General features: G+C 38.4%; 14 protein-coding genes. 10 read left to right on the forward strand and 4 right to left on the reverse strand.

Annotation, left to right across the window (positions count from 1 at the left end; translation table 11 throughout):
- The first annotated feature begins 188 nt into the window (after positions 1-188).
- Complete coding sequence (locus ACZ41W_RS00910) at positions 189-1004, forward strand: hypothetical protein (protein ID WP_464313013.1); 816 nt, start codon at positions 189-191, stop codon at positions 1002-1004.
- A 96-nt stretch (positions 1005-1100) separates the two neighbouring features.
- On the opposite strand, the gene ACZ41W_RS00915 is transcribed toward ACZ41W_RS00910, so the two are convergent.
- Together ACZ41W_RS00915 and ACZ41W_RS00920 are read right to left on the reverse strand one after the other, a co-directional pair.
- Complete coding sequence (locus tag ACZ41W_RS00915) at positions 1101-1397, reverse strand: winged helix-turn-helix domain-containing protein (RefSeq protein ID WP_464313014.1); 297 nt, start codon at positions 1395-1397, stop codon at positions 1101-1103.
- A gap of 104 nt (positions 1398-1501) precedes the next feature.
- Positions 1502-2734 (reverse strand): hypothetical protein, encoded by a 1233-nt coding sequence (locus ACZ41W_RS00920; protein WP_464313015.1) that lies wholly within the window; start codon positions 2732-2734, stop codon positions 1502-1504.
- A 169-nt stretch (positions 2735-2903) separates the two neighbouring features.
- On the opposite strand from ACZ41W_RS00920, the gene ACZ41W_RS00925 reads away from it, so the two are divergent.
- From ACZ41W_RS00925 to ACZ41W_RS00950, 6 genes are all read left to right on the forward strand, one after another.
- Positions 2904-3035 carry a hypothetical protein gene (locus ACZ41W_RS00925; RefSeq protein WP_464313016.1) on the forward strand — a complete coding sequence of 44 codons (132 nt, stop codon included), beginning with the start codon at positions 2904-2906 and terminating at the stop codon, positions 3033-3035.
- A gap of 27 nt (positions 3036-3062) precedes the next feature.
- Positions 3063-3365: a peroxiredoxin family protein gene (locus ACZ41W_RS00930; protein ID WP_464313017.1), complete on the forward strand. Its 303-nt coding sequence runs from the start codon at positions 3063-3065 to the stop codon at positions 3363-3365.
- Positions 3366-3374: 9 nt separating this feature from the next.
- The gene (locus ACZ41W_RS00935) at positions 3375-4148 is read left to right on the forward strand and encodes a nucleotidyltransferase domain-containing protein (RefSeq protein WP_464313018.1); all 774 of its coding nucleotides are present in this window, start codon (positions 3375-3377) and stop codon (positions 4146-4148) included.
- 137 nt (positions 4149-4285) lie between these two features.
- A complete protein-coding gene (locus ACZ41W_RS00940; RefSeq protein ID WP_464313019.1) occupies positions 4286-5869 on the forward strand; it encodes an HD domain-containing phosphohydrolase in 1584 nt (527 codons plus the stop codon).
- A 23-nt stretch (positions 5870-5892) separates the two neighbouring features.
- Complete coding sequence (locus tag ACZ41W_RS00945) at positions 5893-7911, forward strand: sensor histidine kinase (RefSeq protein WP_464313020.1); 2019 nt, start codon at positions 5893-5895, stop codon at positions 7909-7911.
- Between the two features lie 13 nt (positions 7912-7924).
- Positions 7925-8785: a metallophosphoesterase gene (locus tag ACZ41W_RS00950; protein WP_464313021.1), complete on the forward strand. Its 861-nt coding sequence runs from the start codon at positions 7925-7927 to the stop codon at positions 8783-8785.
- 128 nt (positions 8786-8913) lie between these two features.
- On the opposite strand, the gene ACZ41W_RS00955 is transcribed toward ACZ41W_RS00950, so the two are convergent.
- Both ACZ41W_RS00955 and ACZ41W_RS00960 read right to left on the reverse strand, forming a co-directional pair.
- A complete protein-coding gene (locus ACZ41W_RS00955; protein ID WP_464313022.1) occupies positions 8914-10638 on the reverse strand; it encodes a methyl-accepting chemotaxis protein in 1725 nt (574 codons plus the stop codon).
- Positions 10639-10784: 146 nt separating this feature from the next.
- Entirely contained in the window at positions 10785-12347 is a 1563-nt protein-coding gene (locus ACZ41W_RS00960) for a serine hydrolase (RefSeq protein WP_464313023.1), read from the reverse strand.
- Positions 12348-12475: 128 nt separating this feature from the next.
- On the opposite strand from ACZ41W_RS00960, the gene uvsE reads away from it, so the two are divergent.
- From uvsE to ACZ41W_RS00975, 3 genes are all read left to right on the forward strand, one after another.
- A complete protein-coding gene (gene uvsE, locus ACZ41W_RS00965) occupies positions 12476-13780 on the forward strand; it encodes a UV DNA damage repair endonuclease UvsE (RefSeq protein WP_464313024.1) in 1305 nt (434 codons plus the stop codon).
- A 75-nt stretch (positions 13781-13855) separates the two neighbouring features.
- Positions 13856-14923 (forward strand): macro domain-containing protein, encoded by a 1068-nt coding sequence (locus ACZ41W_RS00970; protein WP_464313025.1) that lies wholly within the window; start codon positions 13856-13858, stop codon positions 14921-14923.
- 248 nt (positions 14924-15171) lie between these two features.
- A complete protein-coding gene (locus ACZ41W_RS00975) occupies positions 15172-15822 on the forward strand; it encodes a vWA domain-containing protein (RefSeq protein ID WP_464313026.1) in 651 nt (216 codons plus the stop codon).
- Positions 15823-15885 lie beyond the last annotated feature (63 nt).

The following is a 15885-nucleotide window of genomic DNA, read 5'->3' on the forward strand; positions in this document are numbered from 1 at the left end:
ATATCAGTACTCTTGAACGCTTCCGCAGACGAAGTCGAGGACCAAGAGAAAGAGTACTGATATGCATATGTGTGAGAGGCTGCAGACGCAGTCGAGATTGCCACACGATTGCCACAAATTTTCGTTGAATATCTGAGTCATGTCGGTCGATGGTATTGATGACGACCTGAAATTGAAAGGAGGATACAATGAAAATTGACAGTTTAGGCAGTAGTAGTTCGTATTATTATCAGCTATTGGCGTCACAAAAATCAAACGAAGCCAGTAGTACTGAAGAAACGGAGAGTTTAGCAAGCTTACTGAGCTCAACTCTTGCAACCAATCAACTGAGTGCTGGAGAACAGTTGACAAGTGAAGAAGGTGAATCAAGTGAACTGGATATTGAATCACTTTTAACACAGATGAATGGCGATCAGCAGGCGATGTTTCTGAAAATGAAGATGCATGCACCATCAGAAGAAATGGAAGCGAACCGATTAAAGATGGATGAACTTATGGACTCGGTTGCACAGACGGATTTAACCAGTCTGAGTTTAGATGAAAAGAAGGACATGCTATCTGAAGTTGTGACTCAAATGAGTACGATGCACGGTCAAACAGTAAATGCGGAGCAAATCGACAGTTTGTCTGAATCTGAAGTGACATCGATTTTAACCGATGTTAAAACCAAGTTTGAAGCGCGTCAAACAGAAATGGCACAAGGGGGCGTCAGGCCAAGTGGACCACGGCCTAACGGTCCGAGACCGAGTGGCCCTCCACCGAGCGGAACTGTATCCAATGAGGCATCATCAAGCGTAGATGAAGAGGATGAAATTACGACTTTAGAAGCGTTACTTGAAGCGTTGGCTGCTGATGAAGACGAGGAAACGACTGAGACAGAAGAAAATGAGAAGTTGACACAACTCTTGCAAAATGCCATTGATCAATATCTAAAAAATCAAACATATGGCATAGGGGATTTGGAAGAAACCGCTAGTTTTTCAATCCTCAGTGGTGAAAAATAAGCCAGCAAACAATTCACAACCGAGGAAATTGCATATAGAATGATGCAATTTTCTAACATTAAAAAAGCGAGTTCACATCAAATGTAAACTCGCTTTTTATATTCTGATAATAAATCCAAACCCTCGAATGGTCTCTATTGCAATCGCTGCATGATGGTCGGTTAGTTTTCTTCGAACACGTTTGATGGTGTCGTCAGTTGCACGAGTTTCAATGGATTGGGGGATATGCCAAATATTTCTCAGGAGCTCATCGCGACTGACTGCGTAATTTTTTCTCTCTACAAGATACGAAAGTGTTGAAAACTCGAGTTGCGTGAGTCCTATATTTTTTCCATTAATCTCTGCGCACATTGCATCGTAATTAATGACGAGATTTTCGCATGCTATTTTCATGTTAATGACTCCTAACTTCATTTAAATTCAGCGGAATGATTCTCATTTAGCATACGCCTAACACCTTAAATGAAGCTTAAATTATGCGCTTCAATCAATTAACATCAATCACTTGGCATCAAATTAATTTGAACAAGTGTTGGATCTTGTTCGTCTTCACCCGTAATTGGATTTTTCATGATGATGATGCTAACAGAATACCCTTTATGGGTTCCTGATATTGTGGTGGATCCCATCATGGAAGCAGTTTGATATTCATCATATTGAGATAGTTGTTCTGAGTAATATGAGATGACATCTTCAACAGATTCATTAGAAGTATAGGTGATATCATAGGTTGAAGGTTCATTTTCATCACCAATCTGTGTTTCAGACGTAATCACATCGATGTCTGATTCAACTGTAAGAACATCCTCTGGAAAATCGGCTGGAAGATCTGGTAGATCTGGGATGTACTCTGTTGCGTTTTCTGATTCTTTGGCAAGCGCACTGAATTGAGCAAGTAGCGCCATGTAGTCCGACTCGGTTATCTTTTCGTATTCGCATGAAAAGGTTCCGCTAGGCTTTACAAGTCCACCAGTGGCATCATCCCAATTGCTCTCCTTATAACTATAAGGACGCTCAATACTGATGGTGGACATTCCAGGGATTAATCCGATATCCACGCGCTCGAGAGATTCAGGCGTCGCGAGCATAGGGGGACCCATTTCAGCACCTGAACTTGTAATCGTGACAACCCAATCGTTACGTTCGGTTTGGGGCATTGTATAGACAAGTGTTTTTTTTATGTCCATTCTCACTGGAAGTTTCGTATAATCCAAATAATTTGTGGTCTCCTTGATATGTTGGCCATAAAGTTCAGTTATTTCCCCTTCCATGGAAATCGAGCCACTTTCATTAAAAACACCTTTTCCGTGAGATACTTGCACGATTCCCGCACCAAAATACTGAAGGGTACGCGCAAGGATATAGCAAGTTTGAGTGCGATTGTCATAGAAAATCAGTTCGTTTGAAATCATGGTTGTATCGGTCGTCGTTCTCATGGACACTTGGGCATTTGTCTCAATGGTATTTTTTTCAGTGATGGTGACCGTTCCCTTGTAATAGGCATCTGGTATTGACGGATCATGCAGTGTATTGTCAAGGTTTTCATCTGTTGCATTTGCGTCTGAACTTGATTGAGATTGAGTCGATGAATCGCTAGTATTGGAGTTTGAGTTTGAATTGGATTGGGAATCAGGAGATTGGTTCATCACAATTAATACACCAATGCCAATAACAGCAACGGTTCCAAGCACCACTAACACAGTGGTTGCAGTCTTTCCTAGACCAGTCATGGGATCACCTCTTTTCAGTAGTCTTATTGAATAAGATACCCTTTATTGATGAAAGACGGACAAGATTCTAAGAAGGTTTCATATAACATAAGACTGTGTATCTTAGAGGATTTCGGGTATACTGAAAATAAGAGTAAACATCATTTGATGGATAAGGAGGAAGTACATTATGGCAAGTGTAGCAATTAATCAAATGGCACCTGATTTTCAGTTGTTGGATTTTCAAGGTAACCTTTTTAAACTTTCGGATTTTAAAGCGAAAAAACATGTTTTATTGGTACTCAACAGAGGCTTTGTTTGACCGTTTTGCCAACGGCATATGATGCAGTTGCATCAAGATCAAAGTAAGTTTGAAGAACGTGATACGATTATTGTGACCATTGGTCCGGAAACGGCTAAGAGCTTTTCAAATTATTGGCAGAAAAATCAATTGAGTTTTTATGGTCTTCCAGATCCTGAACATACGGTTTTAAAATTGTATGGTCAGCAGATGAAAATTTTTAAGTTAGGCAGAATGCCTGCTCAGATGATCATCGATAAGCAGGGAATGCTTCGATTTGTGCATTATGGGCATAACATGGAAGATATTCCAGATAATGAAGAATTGTTATTATTAATAGAAAAATTATGAGAGGTAAAAATGAAAAATTCGCAGTGGCAACTTGTCAACTATCTAAAAAAGCAGCTTGAAACTGAAAAAGGCGTTCGTGCACTCTATTTAAAAGGCTCACTTGCGAGAAAAACAGATGATGATTATTCCGATGTGGATTTTTACTGTTTAGTAGAAGAGACAGAGTATCAACGACTATTAGAGCAAAGAATGACGATTTTGTCTGATTATCATGAAATGCTCTATCACTCAGAGGTGAATTTCGGAGAGGCTCAAATCATTGTACTTTACGATGACAACATGCACCTTGATTTTTATGTAACGACAAAAATTCCAACTGAAGGTGTGGACGATGTACTTCCCATTTATGATCCGCAAAATTGTCTTAAAGGCTATCATCGGATCAAAAGAGACGTGAATCCAGACGAACAACTTGAGCAAATAAACGAACTTATTTACACATTGCAAGAATTCTACGCGGCTCAGATGCGCGGAGATGTCCTGTGGAAAATGCGATTACTGAGCCATATGATAACGCATATCAGTTTGTATTACGCAGACCTGTATCATGAAGATCACCCCGTTCTACATATGAAAGGCGTTTATCAACAGTTACCAAGTCATCTTCAGCGAGAAATGGATCAAATCATGGGGCTCATGACACCTGAGCACGCTGTAAATTGCTGCTTAAAAATTGTTGACCATTGCGAAAGTATCATTGCTTCATTATCAGAAGAACGACGACATTTCATTCAATTGGCCTATCTCAATTTCATGAAAGTGCAAATGACTCAATTCATATAGAAAAACAAGCATTTTCATGATAAAATAGGTATCAATAATCGTTTGAATAATTCGACAATTCATCGTCGAAGGATAAGTTATTGTTAGACCATATTGATCATCAAACCCCATCGAGGTGTTTGAGAACGGAGAAGTGTATGAAGGAGTTTGTTTCTGATAATCCAACCGACATCTTTGATCTAGATTTTTTAGCACAAGACCAATCCCCACAAATTTCAGCCGTTCGCGGAAGTTATAAGGTGTTGATTGTCGATGATGAAGAAGATGTTCACGTCATAACAAAGATGATTTTTAAAAATTTCACACTAGATGATATGACTTTAACTTTTATGGATGCTTATGGCGAAGAAGAAGCGAAGCGCATTTTAAAAGAACACGACGATGTTGCGGTGATACTTCTTGATGTGGTGATGGACGCCAACGATTCTGGTTTAAAAGTGGTGGAATATCTTCGTAAGACATTAAAAAACAAAAAATCTCGTATTATTTTGAGAACGGGTCAACCGGGGCAAGCGCCAGAAGAAAGTTTAATAAGAGATTATGATATCAATGATTATAAGTTAAAAACGGAATTAACCAAGCAAAAATTGTATACGACGATGTATTCGTGTTTGCGCTCATATCGTGATATCATGCTCATCAATAAGACCAAAGAAGCTTTTGAAAAAATGGTCAAAATCAGTGAAAGTCTTTTTCAGCAGAGCTCACTTGAAGATTTTTTACATGCGATCTTTGAACAGTTGTTTTTATTTCAGTATCACAATGAAGATGGCTTTTTTGTCAGTGAAGCGCCGGTTAAAAGTTCGGATGGCTTTATTTATAGAAAACAGAGAAGTGCTCATGTGATTGTGGCAGCGACTGGTAAATATAAACCATATGTTGGCTTTGGTCTTGAGTCGGTTCAGGCGCTCGAAGGGTTGGAATCCGATATTTGCAATGTCGAGGGGCATGGTAGAAGCGTTGTTAAATTGCAAAATGGATTTGTATTTTTTAACAAGGGAACCAATGGCATCCGAAATTACGTCTATATTGAGACACATAATGAACTCTATGATTATAATTTAATCGAACTCTTTTTAAATAGTTACTCATTGGCACTGGATAATTTCCATCTCAATCAATTGATGGCAAGTAGTCAAGAATCAATCATGTTTATTTTAAGCGAGACGATAGAAAAGCATTTTGAAGAAAATTCTAACCATGTCAGACGTGTATCTGCCTTGATGCATTTATTAGGGGAAAAATTAGGTCTTTCTCGAATGGAATGTGAAACGGTTCGAGTGGCAAGTGTACTTCATGATATTGGAAAAATTGGTATACCGGATGATATCTTAAAAAAACCTGGTAAACTCACAATTGATGAGTTCGAAGTGATCAAAAGTCACTGTCAAACGGGACATAATATTCTGAAAAATGCACAACAAGAGACCTTTATGGTGGCAGCAGAAATCGCCTATAATCATCATGAAAAATTTGATGGTTCAGGTTATCCACATGGTCTAGCAGGTGAAGAGATTCCTCTATACGCTAGGATGATGGCGATCGTGGACGTGTTCGATGCACTCATTCACAAGCGCTGTTATAAAGAGGCTTTTCCTCTCGAAGAGACTCTGTTCATTATGAAAAAAGATCGAGGAACACATTTTGATCCGAGATTGTTGGATTTGTTTATTGAAAATATTGAGGAAGTGTTGGAAGCAATTCGCGAGTATAACGACTAATGAACTAAGAGCGAGAGGTTCGCATGAAGAATCAGATAAAAAAGTTGAAATTGCATAGCACGCGCAGTAAGTTGTTGGTCGCGTTCATTCTGATGACGTCTTTTTCGTTGATATCGGTTGGCATTTTAAGTTCATTAAATGTCTATAAACAAACGCAGGTAGATTATTTAGAGCGAATTAACCAAAGCACAGCACAGATGGAAGCGTTGATCAATCGATATATTTCTGAAACAGAACAAGATGTTGAGTATTTTACTCAGCTTGACCTGATTCAAGAAGCAGATTCAAGGATAACCACCTATGTCGATCAAAAGGGAACAGACGGGTTGATACAGATGAAACCTCTCGATGGGGATCCTTATCAAACAGAAGTATACCGAATGTTTGAAACTTATTTAAAGACGCATCCGGCTATTTTTACGTGCAGTTTAGGCGTTGAGGAGAATGGTGGTTTTATTCAATATCCAGCACGCGATCGGTATGATGGATACGATGCAAGGACGCGGGATTGGTACAAACAAGCAGTTGCAAATCCGGATCAAGTGACGTTTTCAGATGCGTATGTGACATCCACAGGGCAGTGGGTCATCTATGTGGTGAAAGCAGTCTTTGATGATGCAGGTAAACTTCGAGGTGTTATAACCATCGATATGAATTTAACAGATTTGTCTTCCATGTTATCTGATTTTGCCATTGGCGAAGATGGTTTTATACTTGTAACAGATCATTCTGGTAATATTATCGCCAATACTCACAACATGGAACAAATTGGATATAATATCCAGTCCCTTGGAATTGAAGACCTGAAGAATGTCAATTTTTTAGAGTCTATGGGAGAACTTCAGCTAGAAGCGAAACAAATGACATTAAATGAAGGACAATCCTATTGGGTGAAGGTGACTCCGGCGACAAATGAAGGTATCAAGCTTTATTATATGACGTTTGTCAATCAAGGTTTGTTTCGACAAAGTGGCGATGTTGTGTCAAACATAATTGTTTTTGCGGTGGTTCTATTTACTTTTATCGCAGTGATTATCGCCTTTTATTTATCTGAAAAAATTGCACATCCGATCAATGAAATTACGGAGCATGCACGTAGGATTGCGCAGCTCGATGTGAAGCACGATGTCGATACGAAAATGGTGATGCGAAAAGATGAAGTTGGACTTTTGGCAGAGTCACTACAAAGTATCATCATTAATTTGCGTCATTTTATTCAAAAGGTCAGCGATAACGCAGAAGAGCTTGAAGAGAAAATTGAGCAAAGAACCGGTGAACTTGAGCAGGCGATGAATGCGCTTTTAGAAACTGAAAAATTTGCATTTTTAGGCGAACTTGTTGGAGGCGTGGCGCACGAAATTAATACACCGATTGGTGTAAGTGTAACGACAGCTTCTTATCTTGAAGAACTCAACCGAAAAAATACGCAGTTGCTCATGGATGGGAAAATGTCCAAAGAGGGGCTCAAACACTTCTTTGATGAGTTAGATGAGGGACTTGTGATCCTCAACAACAATTTGCACAGAGCAGTTGAATTGATTACGAGCTTTAAACAGATTGCAGTAGATCAAAGTGTTGAAATTGAGGACCAGTTCAATCTCAAAGAGCATCTACAAATGGTCATTACCAGTCTCAAACATGAATATAAGAACAGTCATCATGAGATTGTAGTGATTTGTCCAGAAGAACTTGTTATCAAGAGTTTTCCAGGTGTATTTTCTCAGATTTTTTCAAATCTTATCATGAATTCCATTATTCATGGCTTTGAAGATCGAACCAATGGAAAAATTGTGATTGAGATTCGTCGAGAACACGATGGACTTTACATCACCTATCGAGATAATGGCAAGGGAATTCCATCAGAATATCTCGCGAAAATTTATGATGCATTTTTTACGACGAATAAACACAACGGTGGAAGTGGGCTGGGAATGAATATCGTCTACAACCTTGTGACACATAAACTGAAGGGAAAAATTACTTGTGAAAGCGAAGTTGGAAAGGGAACACAGTTCTTCATCTATTTGGGAAAGGATTTCTAATAGACGGTCACAAATGATAAGTAAGTTGAAATTCAAAATAAATTCAAATTTGAAATTCAATATAAAATTCAATTTAAAATGGTTTTTTGTCCTCGTAATCATATTAAGTATTCCATTGATTTATTGGGGAAATCATCATATTGATATCACTTATTTTGAGGTAACACATGCTGATATTCCCTTGCAGTTTGAAGGCATGAAAATTCTTCAGATTTCAGACTTACACAATCAGACGTTTGGTAAGGGACAGCAAACGCTTATTGAGAAAATTAAAGCAGAAACACCAGATATCATTGTCATTACAGGGGATATTGTAGATCAAAAAAAATTTGATTTGCAGCCAGTACAGGATTTAGTGTCAAGCATCGTCTCCGTTGCCCCAGTTTATTATGTCAGCGGCAACCACGAGGCGTGGAGCGGGCGATATGAAGAGGTAAAATCCGTTTTAATAAAGGCAGGCGTCGTTGTTTTAGAAAATGAAAGCGTCGCAATTAAACGAATGGATGAATCGATTCGGCTCCTCGGACTACAAGATCCCGCTTTTAATAGTGAAATGTCAATTTCTGTGAATGAACAGGTCATGGAAGGTGATTTTACCATGGTTTTATCCCATCGACCTGAGTTTATGGATGAATATGTCAACAGTGATTACGACTTGGTATTTTGTGGACATGCGCATGGTGGGCAGTTTCGATTGCCTTTTATAGGAGGCGTCATTGCCCCTAATCAGGGATTATTTCCTGAGTATGACGCAGGGGTATTTCATAAAAGTGATACAACCATGATTCTCAGTCGAGGACTTGGAAATAGCATCATACCAGTAAGACTATTTAACCTTCCAGAAATTGTGGTGGTGACGCTAGTTAAAGAATAAAAAAGATGTAAGTGTTTAGCGATGCGCATTTCATGATAGCGCATCGTCAACATTTACATCTTTTATTATTTTTGTAGTGATGACTTACAAATGGTGATAGTTTATAAGTGCTTATGCCTTATAAATGGTTATGATTTATAAACGGATATTTCTCGATTGAGCTGAATGAGCGTGTTCTTTAGTGTATCAATATGCGCGGTAATCTCTTCAACATTTGCACACGATTCTTCTGATGCAGCATTTACTGTTTGAATATGCTCGTTATTAATTGTGGATAGGTGATAAATTTTATCTGTTTCTTTTAATACTGTTTGCTGTTCTTGACTAATTTCACGAATTGAAACACCCATGGCATTGATGGTAGTGAGTATGTTTGAGATGGCTATTTCAGTATGAGTAAATTGGTCAACTGCATTTAATATCGCCTGATTAGAAGCTTCAACAGATTCTTGACTTTCACTTGTGATCTCAGTGTTTTTCTTAATATCGTGAAGAACTTCTTGTACAATGTGTTGAATCTCCGCTACGGATTGAGCAGATTCTTCTGCGAGTTTTCGAATTTCATCTGCAACTACTGCAAATCCACGTCCTTGTTCTCCTGCACGAGCGGCTTCGATGGACGCGTTGAGCGCTAGTAGATTCGTTTGTTCAGCAATGCCTTTAATCGTTCCGACGATACCCAAGATGGCATCGGAACGTTTAGATAAAGTGGTCATATTTTGATAAATTGTTCCAAAGCTGTTGGCAGTTTCCGTAAACTGATGCTTCATGACATGGAGTTGCTGCTTGGAATCATTGGTTAAAGTTTGAACTTCGGCTTGAAGTTCTAGAGTCTCTTTCATCGAGTGATTGATTCCAACCACAGACTGTGCCATGACTTCGTTGCTTTGTTCCAGTTTCTTAGTGGCTTCAGTCTGTTTTTGAATATTTTCACAAGTTTGAGAGAGTTCTGCGGTATTTTCTTCGATCATCGCTGAGATGGTATGACTCGATTCTTGTATATTATCAGCACTATTGAGGACGTTATCAGATAAAGATTTGATTTCATTGATGAGTTTTTTATTATTATCCGTCAAAGTGCGAAGAGCTGTTGCCAGAACATCAAACTCACCACTATAATGTGTTGGAATTTTCACATTGAGATCATAATCTGCGATTTGATGACAAATATTTGCGAGTTGTTTCGCGGGCTTTAAAAGTTGATGAATGATCCACGATAAAGCAACTGAGAGTGTGATCATTGCGATGAGAGAAAAAATCAAGTTTCGAATAAATACTGAGACCATCTCATCGAGTTCTTTTGTCACGTCGAAATCAACACCTAAAACCGCTACTACAGCGCCTTGGTCGTCTACAAGTGGAAAATAATTTGAAAAGAGATATTGATCATTATATTTTTCAAACGCACCGAAGATAGCTTCGCCGTCAGCAAATACCTGATCATAGTTAGGTGCATAGGAAGTTTCAATTAATTCCCCAATTTGAGCATGTTCTTTCTCTTCATCTAAGAATTTGTCGGCAAAATAGACGTATTTTCCGGAGTCGTCTTTTGTCACGATGTGTAGGTAAGAAGCATCTGAAGCTTTTGCAATGACTTGCATGGCGAATCGCGTTTGTATGTATTCGTCTGATTGTGAGTTACCTGCTTTAAGTTGTGCGGTAATATCATCTGCTGATATGGTTTCACCGATTGCCTCCCATGTACTTTTAGCTTCGGTTTCTGCATAGGTCTGCACTTGTTTTCGTAAATGGATGAAATTTGAAGTTGTAATTGCACCGAGCAATAATAGGGTTGAAAGAAGGGTAAAAACAATGATTTTAAAGGAAATTTGTTTTCTTAATTGAACTTTCATAGCGCCTCCCGCGTTAAATTTATGTCAAAGAACAGTTTTATTATAGCACCAGTGAAAGTGAAAAAATTAAAACTTTTTGTGAATTTAGTCCTAGATGATGCACTTATGCATAATTTGATGCTTAAATGAATAATTAATGCGTTAACTCATGAATTTATGCGTTTTTTCATATAGGTAAGGATATTTTTAGAGAGCGCGCGCATAAATGGTTCGCAATCCTTTGTATTTTCCTGACCGTCTAATAAGATCACGACGCTGTATGGATGGTTGTCTAAATAAATGATACCAGCATCTACAAAGCGACCTTCTTCTTCATAGGTTCCCGTTTTATGGGCAACGGGATATTGATAGCCGATTCCCTTAGGAAGGCGTGAATGGTAAATATTGTTTAAAAGCGCTTGATTAATAAGTGTCATCATTGGATCATTTGTAACGACGCCCTTATAGACGTAACGTAACAAGATGCTCAGATCACTAGGGGTAAATCTACTAGGAACCGTTGTTTTATAAACGCTGAGCATGCGCTCCGTCGACCAGATGGCATCACCCCCACCAAGCTCTCCTTTAATAGCGGAATGCTCGACTCCAAGAGAGTTTAGATGCGCATTGGCAGAACTGACGCCGATATATCGTAGGAGTATATTATAATAATCTGTTCTAGAATGCGAGAGCATAAAACGAATGGCATTTTCGAAGGTGTAACTTTTACCGGTGAGCGGATCTTTAAAGGTATTCTGTAACGAGAGTGACTGATTTTCTAGATGTTCAATCATGGCCATGGCAAGTGGAAATTTCACTGCAGATGCAATTGAAAATTTTCCGAGCATGCGTCCAGTTGTAGAATCTTTTTTTAAATCGTCTCCAACGGACCATTTGAGTCCAGTATGGAGTTCTTCAACAGAGATTCCAACTTTTGAGTAATCGAGTGAAAATTGTTTTGCCGTTTCACTGTAAATCTGAGAAAGTGCTTGTTTAAATTGTTTAGAATCGGCGTCTGTAATTGGGTTATATGGCATCCATGCGGACTGCTGAATGCGTTGTGCATAGGCAAGTTGCTCTTCAACACTTTGATAATCAATCAGCTTAAGTGAAGGGTTCACATAGCTTTTGAGAAAATAGCACACGATATCCAGAGCATAACCGCGTGTCAATGGTGACGTCTTACTTATAAAGTGCATTTCTTCTGGCAAAACGCCGAGTTTAATGGCTTGAATGATTGCCTGTTCCTTTGAAGCGACAAGCAGTGGCGCTGTTCCAACATTTGCATGATCATTTTTTTTATCTGCGTATACTGTCAAAAGTAATGAAACAAAAGTCTCCCAGTCTAACGGGTGGTTAGGATTAAAGGTATTGGATGATTCACCAAGGAGCATGTGATGTAGGTATGCAGTTTGAATAGATGTGGAAGCCCAATTAGGAATATCCGTAAAAAAACTGTCCGTTTGAGCAAAGTCTTCCTCGTTGAACTGAAGCTGAATCATGTAATAGTACCCTTCGAGCTTGGTCAAATTTTGCGAAAGCGACTGAGCTTGATAGGTATCTGGAATCCAGTGGAGGGCATTGAGTAGAGATTGACTTGCAATAAAATCTTTATCCGTTGAGAATCCAATGTTTTGAATCATGCTAACTATGAGCAGAAAGAGACATAATGCACGAAAGCTACGTACCATGAATCTTTTATCCGTTTGAGTCATCATTTGATTTTTCATTAGAAAATTCTCCTTATGAGTTTAGAAAAAGTGGTAAAATATAAGTGTTATTATGTTTACCCGAGGATTCAGGAGGTAAACGTCAAGTCGAGTTACTGAGAATAAAAAGGCTATATGCGGAGGTGCTTATGAGAATCGGATATGCGTGTTTATTAGCTGAAAAAGAAAGTCTTAATTACAAAACATGCACGCTTAAAAATGCGTCTGAAGAGCGCTTAAGAGAACTGATTGCGCATAATCTTAATACACTGAGTCAAATGATTGATTACAATATCAAGCACCATATTTTACTGTTTAGAATGACTTCAGATTTAATTCCTTTTGCTTCACATCCTGTGAATACGCTTAAATGGTGGGAAGAATTTCGACATGTTTTTGAATCCATTGGCGAAAAAATCAGATTAAGTGGCATGCGTGTTTCTATGCATCCTGGGCAGTATACTGTGATCAATTCTACGGATGAGGGCGTGATTAAACGTTCGGTTGAAGAACTTTTGTATCATGCGCGTGTACTGGACTGCATGAAGCTCGATTCAACGCATAAGTTGATTCTGCATATTGGAGGTATTTATGGCGATAAAGTATCTGCTATAGATCGCTTTAAGAAATCCTATCGAACATTGCCAAAGATGATTCAAACGCGACTGGTTATTGAAAATGATGACCGTCATTATACGATTTCTGAGGTACTAGAAATTGGATTAAATGAGCAAATTCCTGTGGTATATGACAATTTACATCATTATGTTAATTCATGCAGTCGCATTGAAAATCTTCAAAATTCGCTACCAGATGATGTATATTGGATCTCCATGTGTCAAAAGACTTGGAAAAATCAAGATGGCAGTCAAAAAGTTCATTATTCACAGCAAGCGGTTGATAAACGTATGGGTGCACATTCTGAAACAATTTCGCTAGAATTGTTTAGACGCTATGTGGGCGATTTGTTAAATGCAAACTACGAAAATATAGATATCATGCTAGAGGTTAAGGACAAGAATCGCTCGGCAATCAAGTGTGGTTTGTGTTTTTTGCCGGTTCGAGACCTGTCTGAGACTAATAGAAGAAAAATTCTTGAAAAAGAGTGGGCTCGCTACAAATACCGAGTTCTAGAGACCTCACAAGAAGTGTATAAGCAAGTTAGACGTTTATTTACAAGTGATTTAACAGAAGAAGAACGTGCAGTTCATTTTTATACTCTGATAGAATCTTTAGAAGGTGTCTCAGAACATAGAGGTCAAGCCATCAATGCCTGTCAGCACGTTTGGGGATACTTTAAGAAACACGCATCCATCCGGGAAAAAGAACGTTTTGTTCATTTGATTCAGTTATATGCTTCGGGTGAAGTCTCGCTTTTAGAGATTAAATCGTATCTTCACAAACTCGCTCGAAAATACCAACAAGCGTATTTACTAGATACTTACTATTTTTAAATTTGAATTTACAATTTTCTAACATAAATAGGATCAAAAAGGATTTAATTTTATAGAGGAGATAGGAGAGACATTATGCCATTTCAACTGATTCAAAATGATATTGTCAAGATGAATGTCGATGCAATTGTGAATGCAGCCAATACAGAACTTATGAGAGGTGGAGGTGTTTGTGGCGCGATATTTGAAGCTGCAGGTATCGCAGAATTGGAAGCAGCATGTAGACTGATTGGAGCATGTGCTGTTGGTGATGCAGTTTTAACGCCTGGTTTTAATCTACGAGCTCGATATGTGATTCATACTCCGGGTCCTATTTGGAATGGCGGTCACGCACATGAATCAGAGCTGCTTTATAATTGTTATGCCAATGCGTTGTTATTGGCTGAATCTCATCACATGGAATCCATTGCATTTCCACTCATCTCATCCGGAATCTACGGCTTTCCAAAAACTGAAGCACTGAAAATAGCCACAATTGCCATTTTAGATTTTCTAAAAACCTCTGATATGGATGTGTATTTGGTTTTAATGGATTCAAGTGCTCTAGGTTTTTCTATGGAATTAAAAAATGATTTGGAAGCCTATGTCGAACATCATTATGTTGGAAAGAGATCTGAACCAATATTGGATCAGTCCATGGAATATTCATTAGATAAGGAATCGCACGGTAATAGAAGTGAAACTTCAAAATTATCTAATATAGACGTTCAAAAATCGAGAAATAAAAAGAAAGCTCTTCAGACAACCGTTTTTCATGCAAATCGTCAAAATCAAGACCTTCAAAGTTTACTGACAAATCTAGATGAGTCGTTTTCCCAAAGCCTGTTAAGGCAAATTGATGAGAGCGGCATGACGGATGTCGAAACATATAAACGTGCGAATATTGATCGCAAGTTATTTTCAAAGATTCGCAGTGATATGCATTATAAACCGAGTAAAATGACAGCGCTTGCATTTGCCATCGCTTTAAAATTAAACTTAGAAGAAACCCAAGACTTATTATCACGTGCAGGTCTGTGTTTGTCGAAATGTTCTAAGTGTGATGTCATTATAGAGTACTTTATTAAAACTGCATGTTATGACATCCATCACATCAATCAAGTGCTCTTCTATTATGATCAACCATTGCTAGGAACCTTTTAATCCATTGGAAGTCTTGTATTGAAGTCTTCATTAACAAATTTGTTGCTTAAACAAAATTTGTCGCTTACTGAGCGACCTTTAGTCATCATCAAGTCCGTATACTGAATGTATAAAACAAGCGCAAAGTCAGGCAATTGAACATGGATTATGGAATATTGAATATTGATTATTGATTATAGAACATTGATCATTCATCATTCTTATATTCATGTGACCTGATTAGACCGCGTTAGTATGAGGAGGTTATGATGAAAAAGGATTTGACAGAAATGGTATTGATACTTGATAGAAGTGGTTCCATGGCAGGGCTAGAAAGCGACACCATTGGTGGGTATAATGCCATGATTGAGAAACAAAAAAAAGGTCCCGGTGAAGCACGTGTGACGACTGTACTGTTTGATGATCGCTATGAGCTCCTACATGATCGTGTTCAAATAGAAGCCATGAGCACAATTACTGAAAAGGAGTATTTTGTTCGAGGCTCCACTGCACTGCTCGATGCAATTGGATATTCCATCCAAAAGATGATCAATGTTCAAAAATCAACGCATCCGGATTATCAAGCTGAAAAGGTAATATTTGTCATTACGACAGATGGGATGGAGAATGCAAGTCGTGAGTTTACAAGTGGTCAAATTAAAAAGCTCATTGAACAACAACAACGCGAGTATGGTTGGGAATTTCTCTTTTTAGGTGCAAACATTGACGCGGTTGAAACAGCTTCAACATTTGGCATTTCAAAAAATAAAGCAGTGAGTTATTTTAGTGATGAAGCGGGAACTGCGCTGAATTACAAGGCAATGGGAGCTGCTGTCAGCATGATTAGAGAAGAGAGTGCTTTGGATCCAAGGTGGAAGGAAGACGTTGAAACTTACTATCAAAAGAAATCAAAAAAATGAAGAGCTGCAGCTCGTTAACAGCAGAAAAATCATAAGTCAAAAAACCATAAATCAAAAAACAAA

The sequence above is a fragment of the Fusibacter fontis genome (assembly GCF_055378735.1).

Excerpts from the sequence above, each read along its gene's own strand:
- ACZ41W_RS00915 (WP_464313014.1), bottom strand. The coding sequence starts at position 1,397 with ATGAAAATAGCATGCGAAAATCTCGTCATTAATTACGATGCAATGTGC.
- uvsE (WP_464313024.1), top strand. The coding sequence starts at position 12,476 with ATGAGAATCGGATATGCGTGTTTATTAGCTGAAAAAGAAAGTCTTAAT.
- ACZ41W_RS00955 (WP_464313022.1), bottom strand. The coding sequence starts at position 10,638 with ATGAAAGTTCAATTAAGAAAACAAATTTCCTTTAAAATCATTGTTTTT.
- ACZ41W_RS00970 (WP_464313025.1), top strand. The coding sequence starts at position 13,856 with ATGCCATTTCAACTGATTCAAAATGATATTGTCAAGATGAATGTCGAT.
- ACZ41W_RS00975 (WP_464313026.1), top strand. The coding sequence starts at position 15,172 with ATGAAAAAGGATTTGACAGAAATGGTATTGATACTTGATAGAAGTGGT.
- ACZ41W_RS00950 (WP_464313021.1), top strand. The coding sequence starts at position 7,925 with ATGATAAGTAAGTTGAAATTCAAAATAAATTCAAATTTGAAATTCAAT.
- ACZ41W_RS00935 (WP_464313018.1), top strand. The coding sequence starts at position 3,375 with ATGAAAAATTCGCAGTGGCAACTTGTCAACTATCTAAAAAAGCAGCTT.
- ACZ41W_RS00940 (WP_464313019.1), top strand. The coding sequence starts at position 4,286 with ATGAAGGAGTTTGTTTCTGATAATCCAACCGACATCTTTGATCTAGAT.
- ACZ41W_RS00920 (WP_464313015.1), bottom strand. The coding sequence starts at position 2,734 with ATGACTGGTCTAGGAAAGACTGCAACCACTGTGTTAGTGGTGCTTGGA.
- ACZ41W_RS00910 (WP_464313013.1), top strand. The coding sequence starts at position 189 with ATGAAAATTGACAGTTTAGGCAGTAGTAGTTCGTATTATTATCAGCTA.
- ACZ41W_RS00925 (WP_464313016.1), top strand. The coding sequence starts at position 2,904 with ATGGCAAGTGTAGCAATTAATCAAATGGCACCTGATTTTCAGTTGTTG.
- ACZ41W_RS00960 (WP_464313023.1), bottom strand. The coding sequence starts at position 12,347 with ATGAAAAATCAAATGATGACTCAAACGGATAAAAGATTCATGGTACGT.
- ACZ41W_RS00945 (WP_464313020.1), top strand. The coding sequence starts at position 5,893 with ATGAAGAATCAGATAAAAAAGTTGAAATTGCATAGCACGCGCAGTAAG.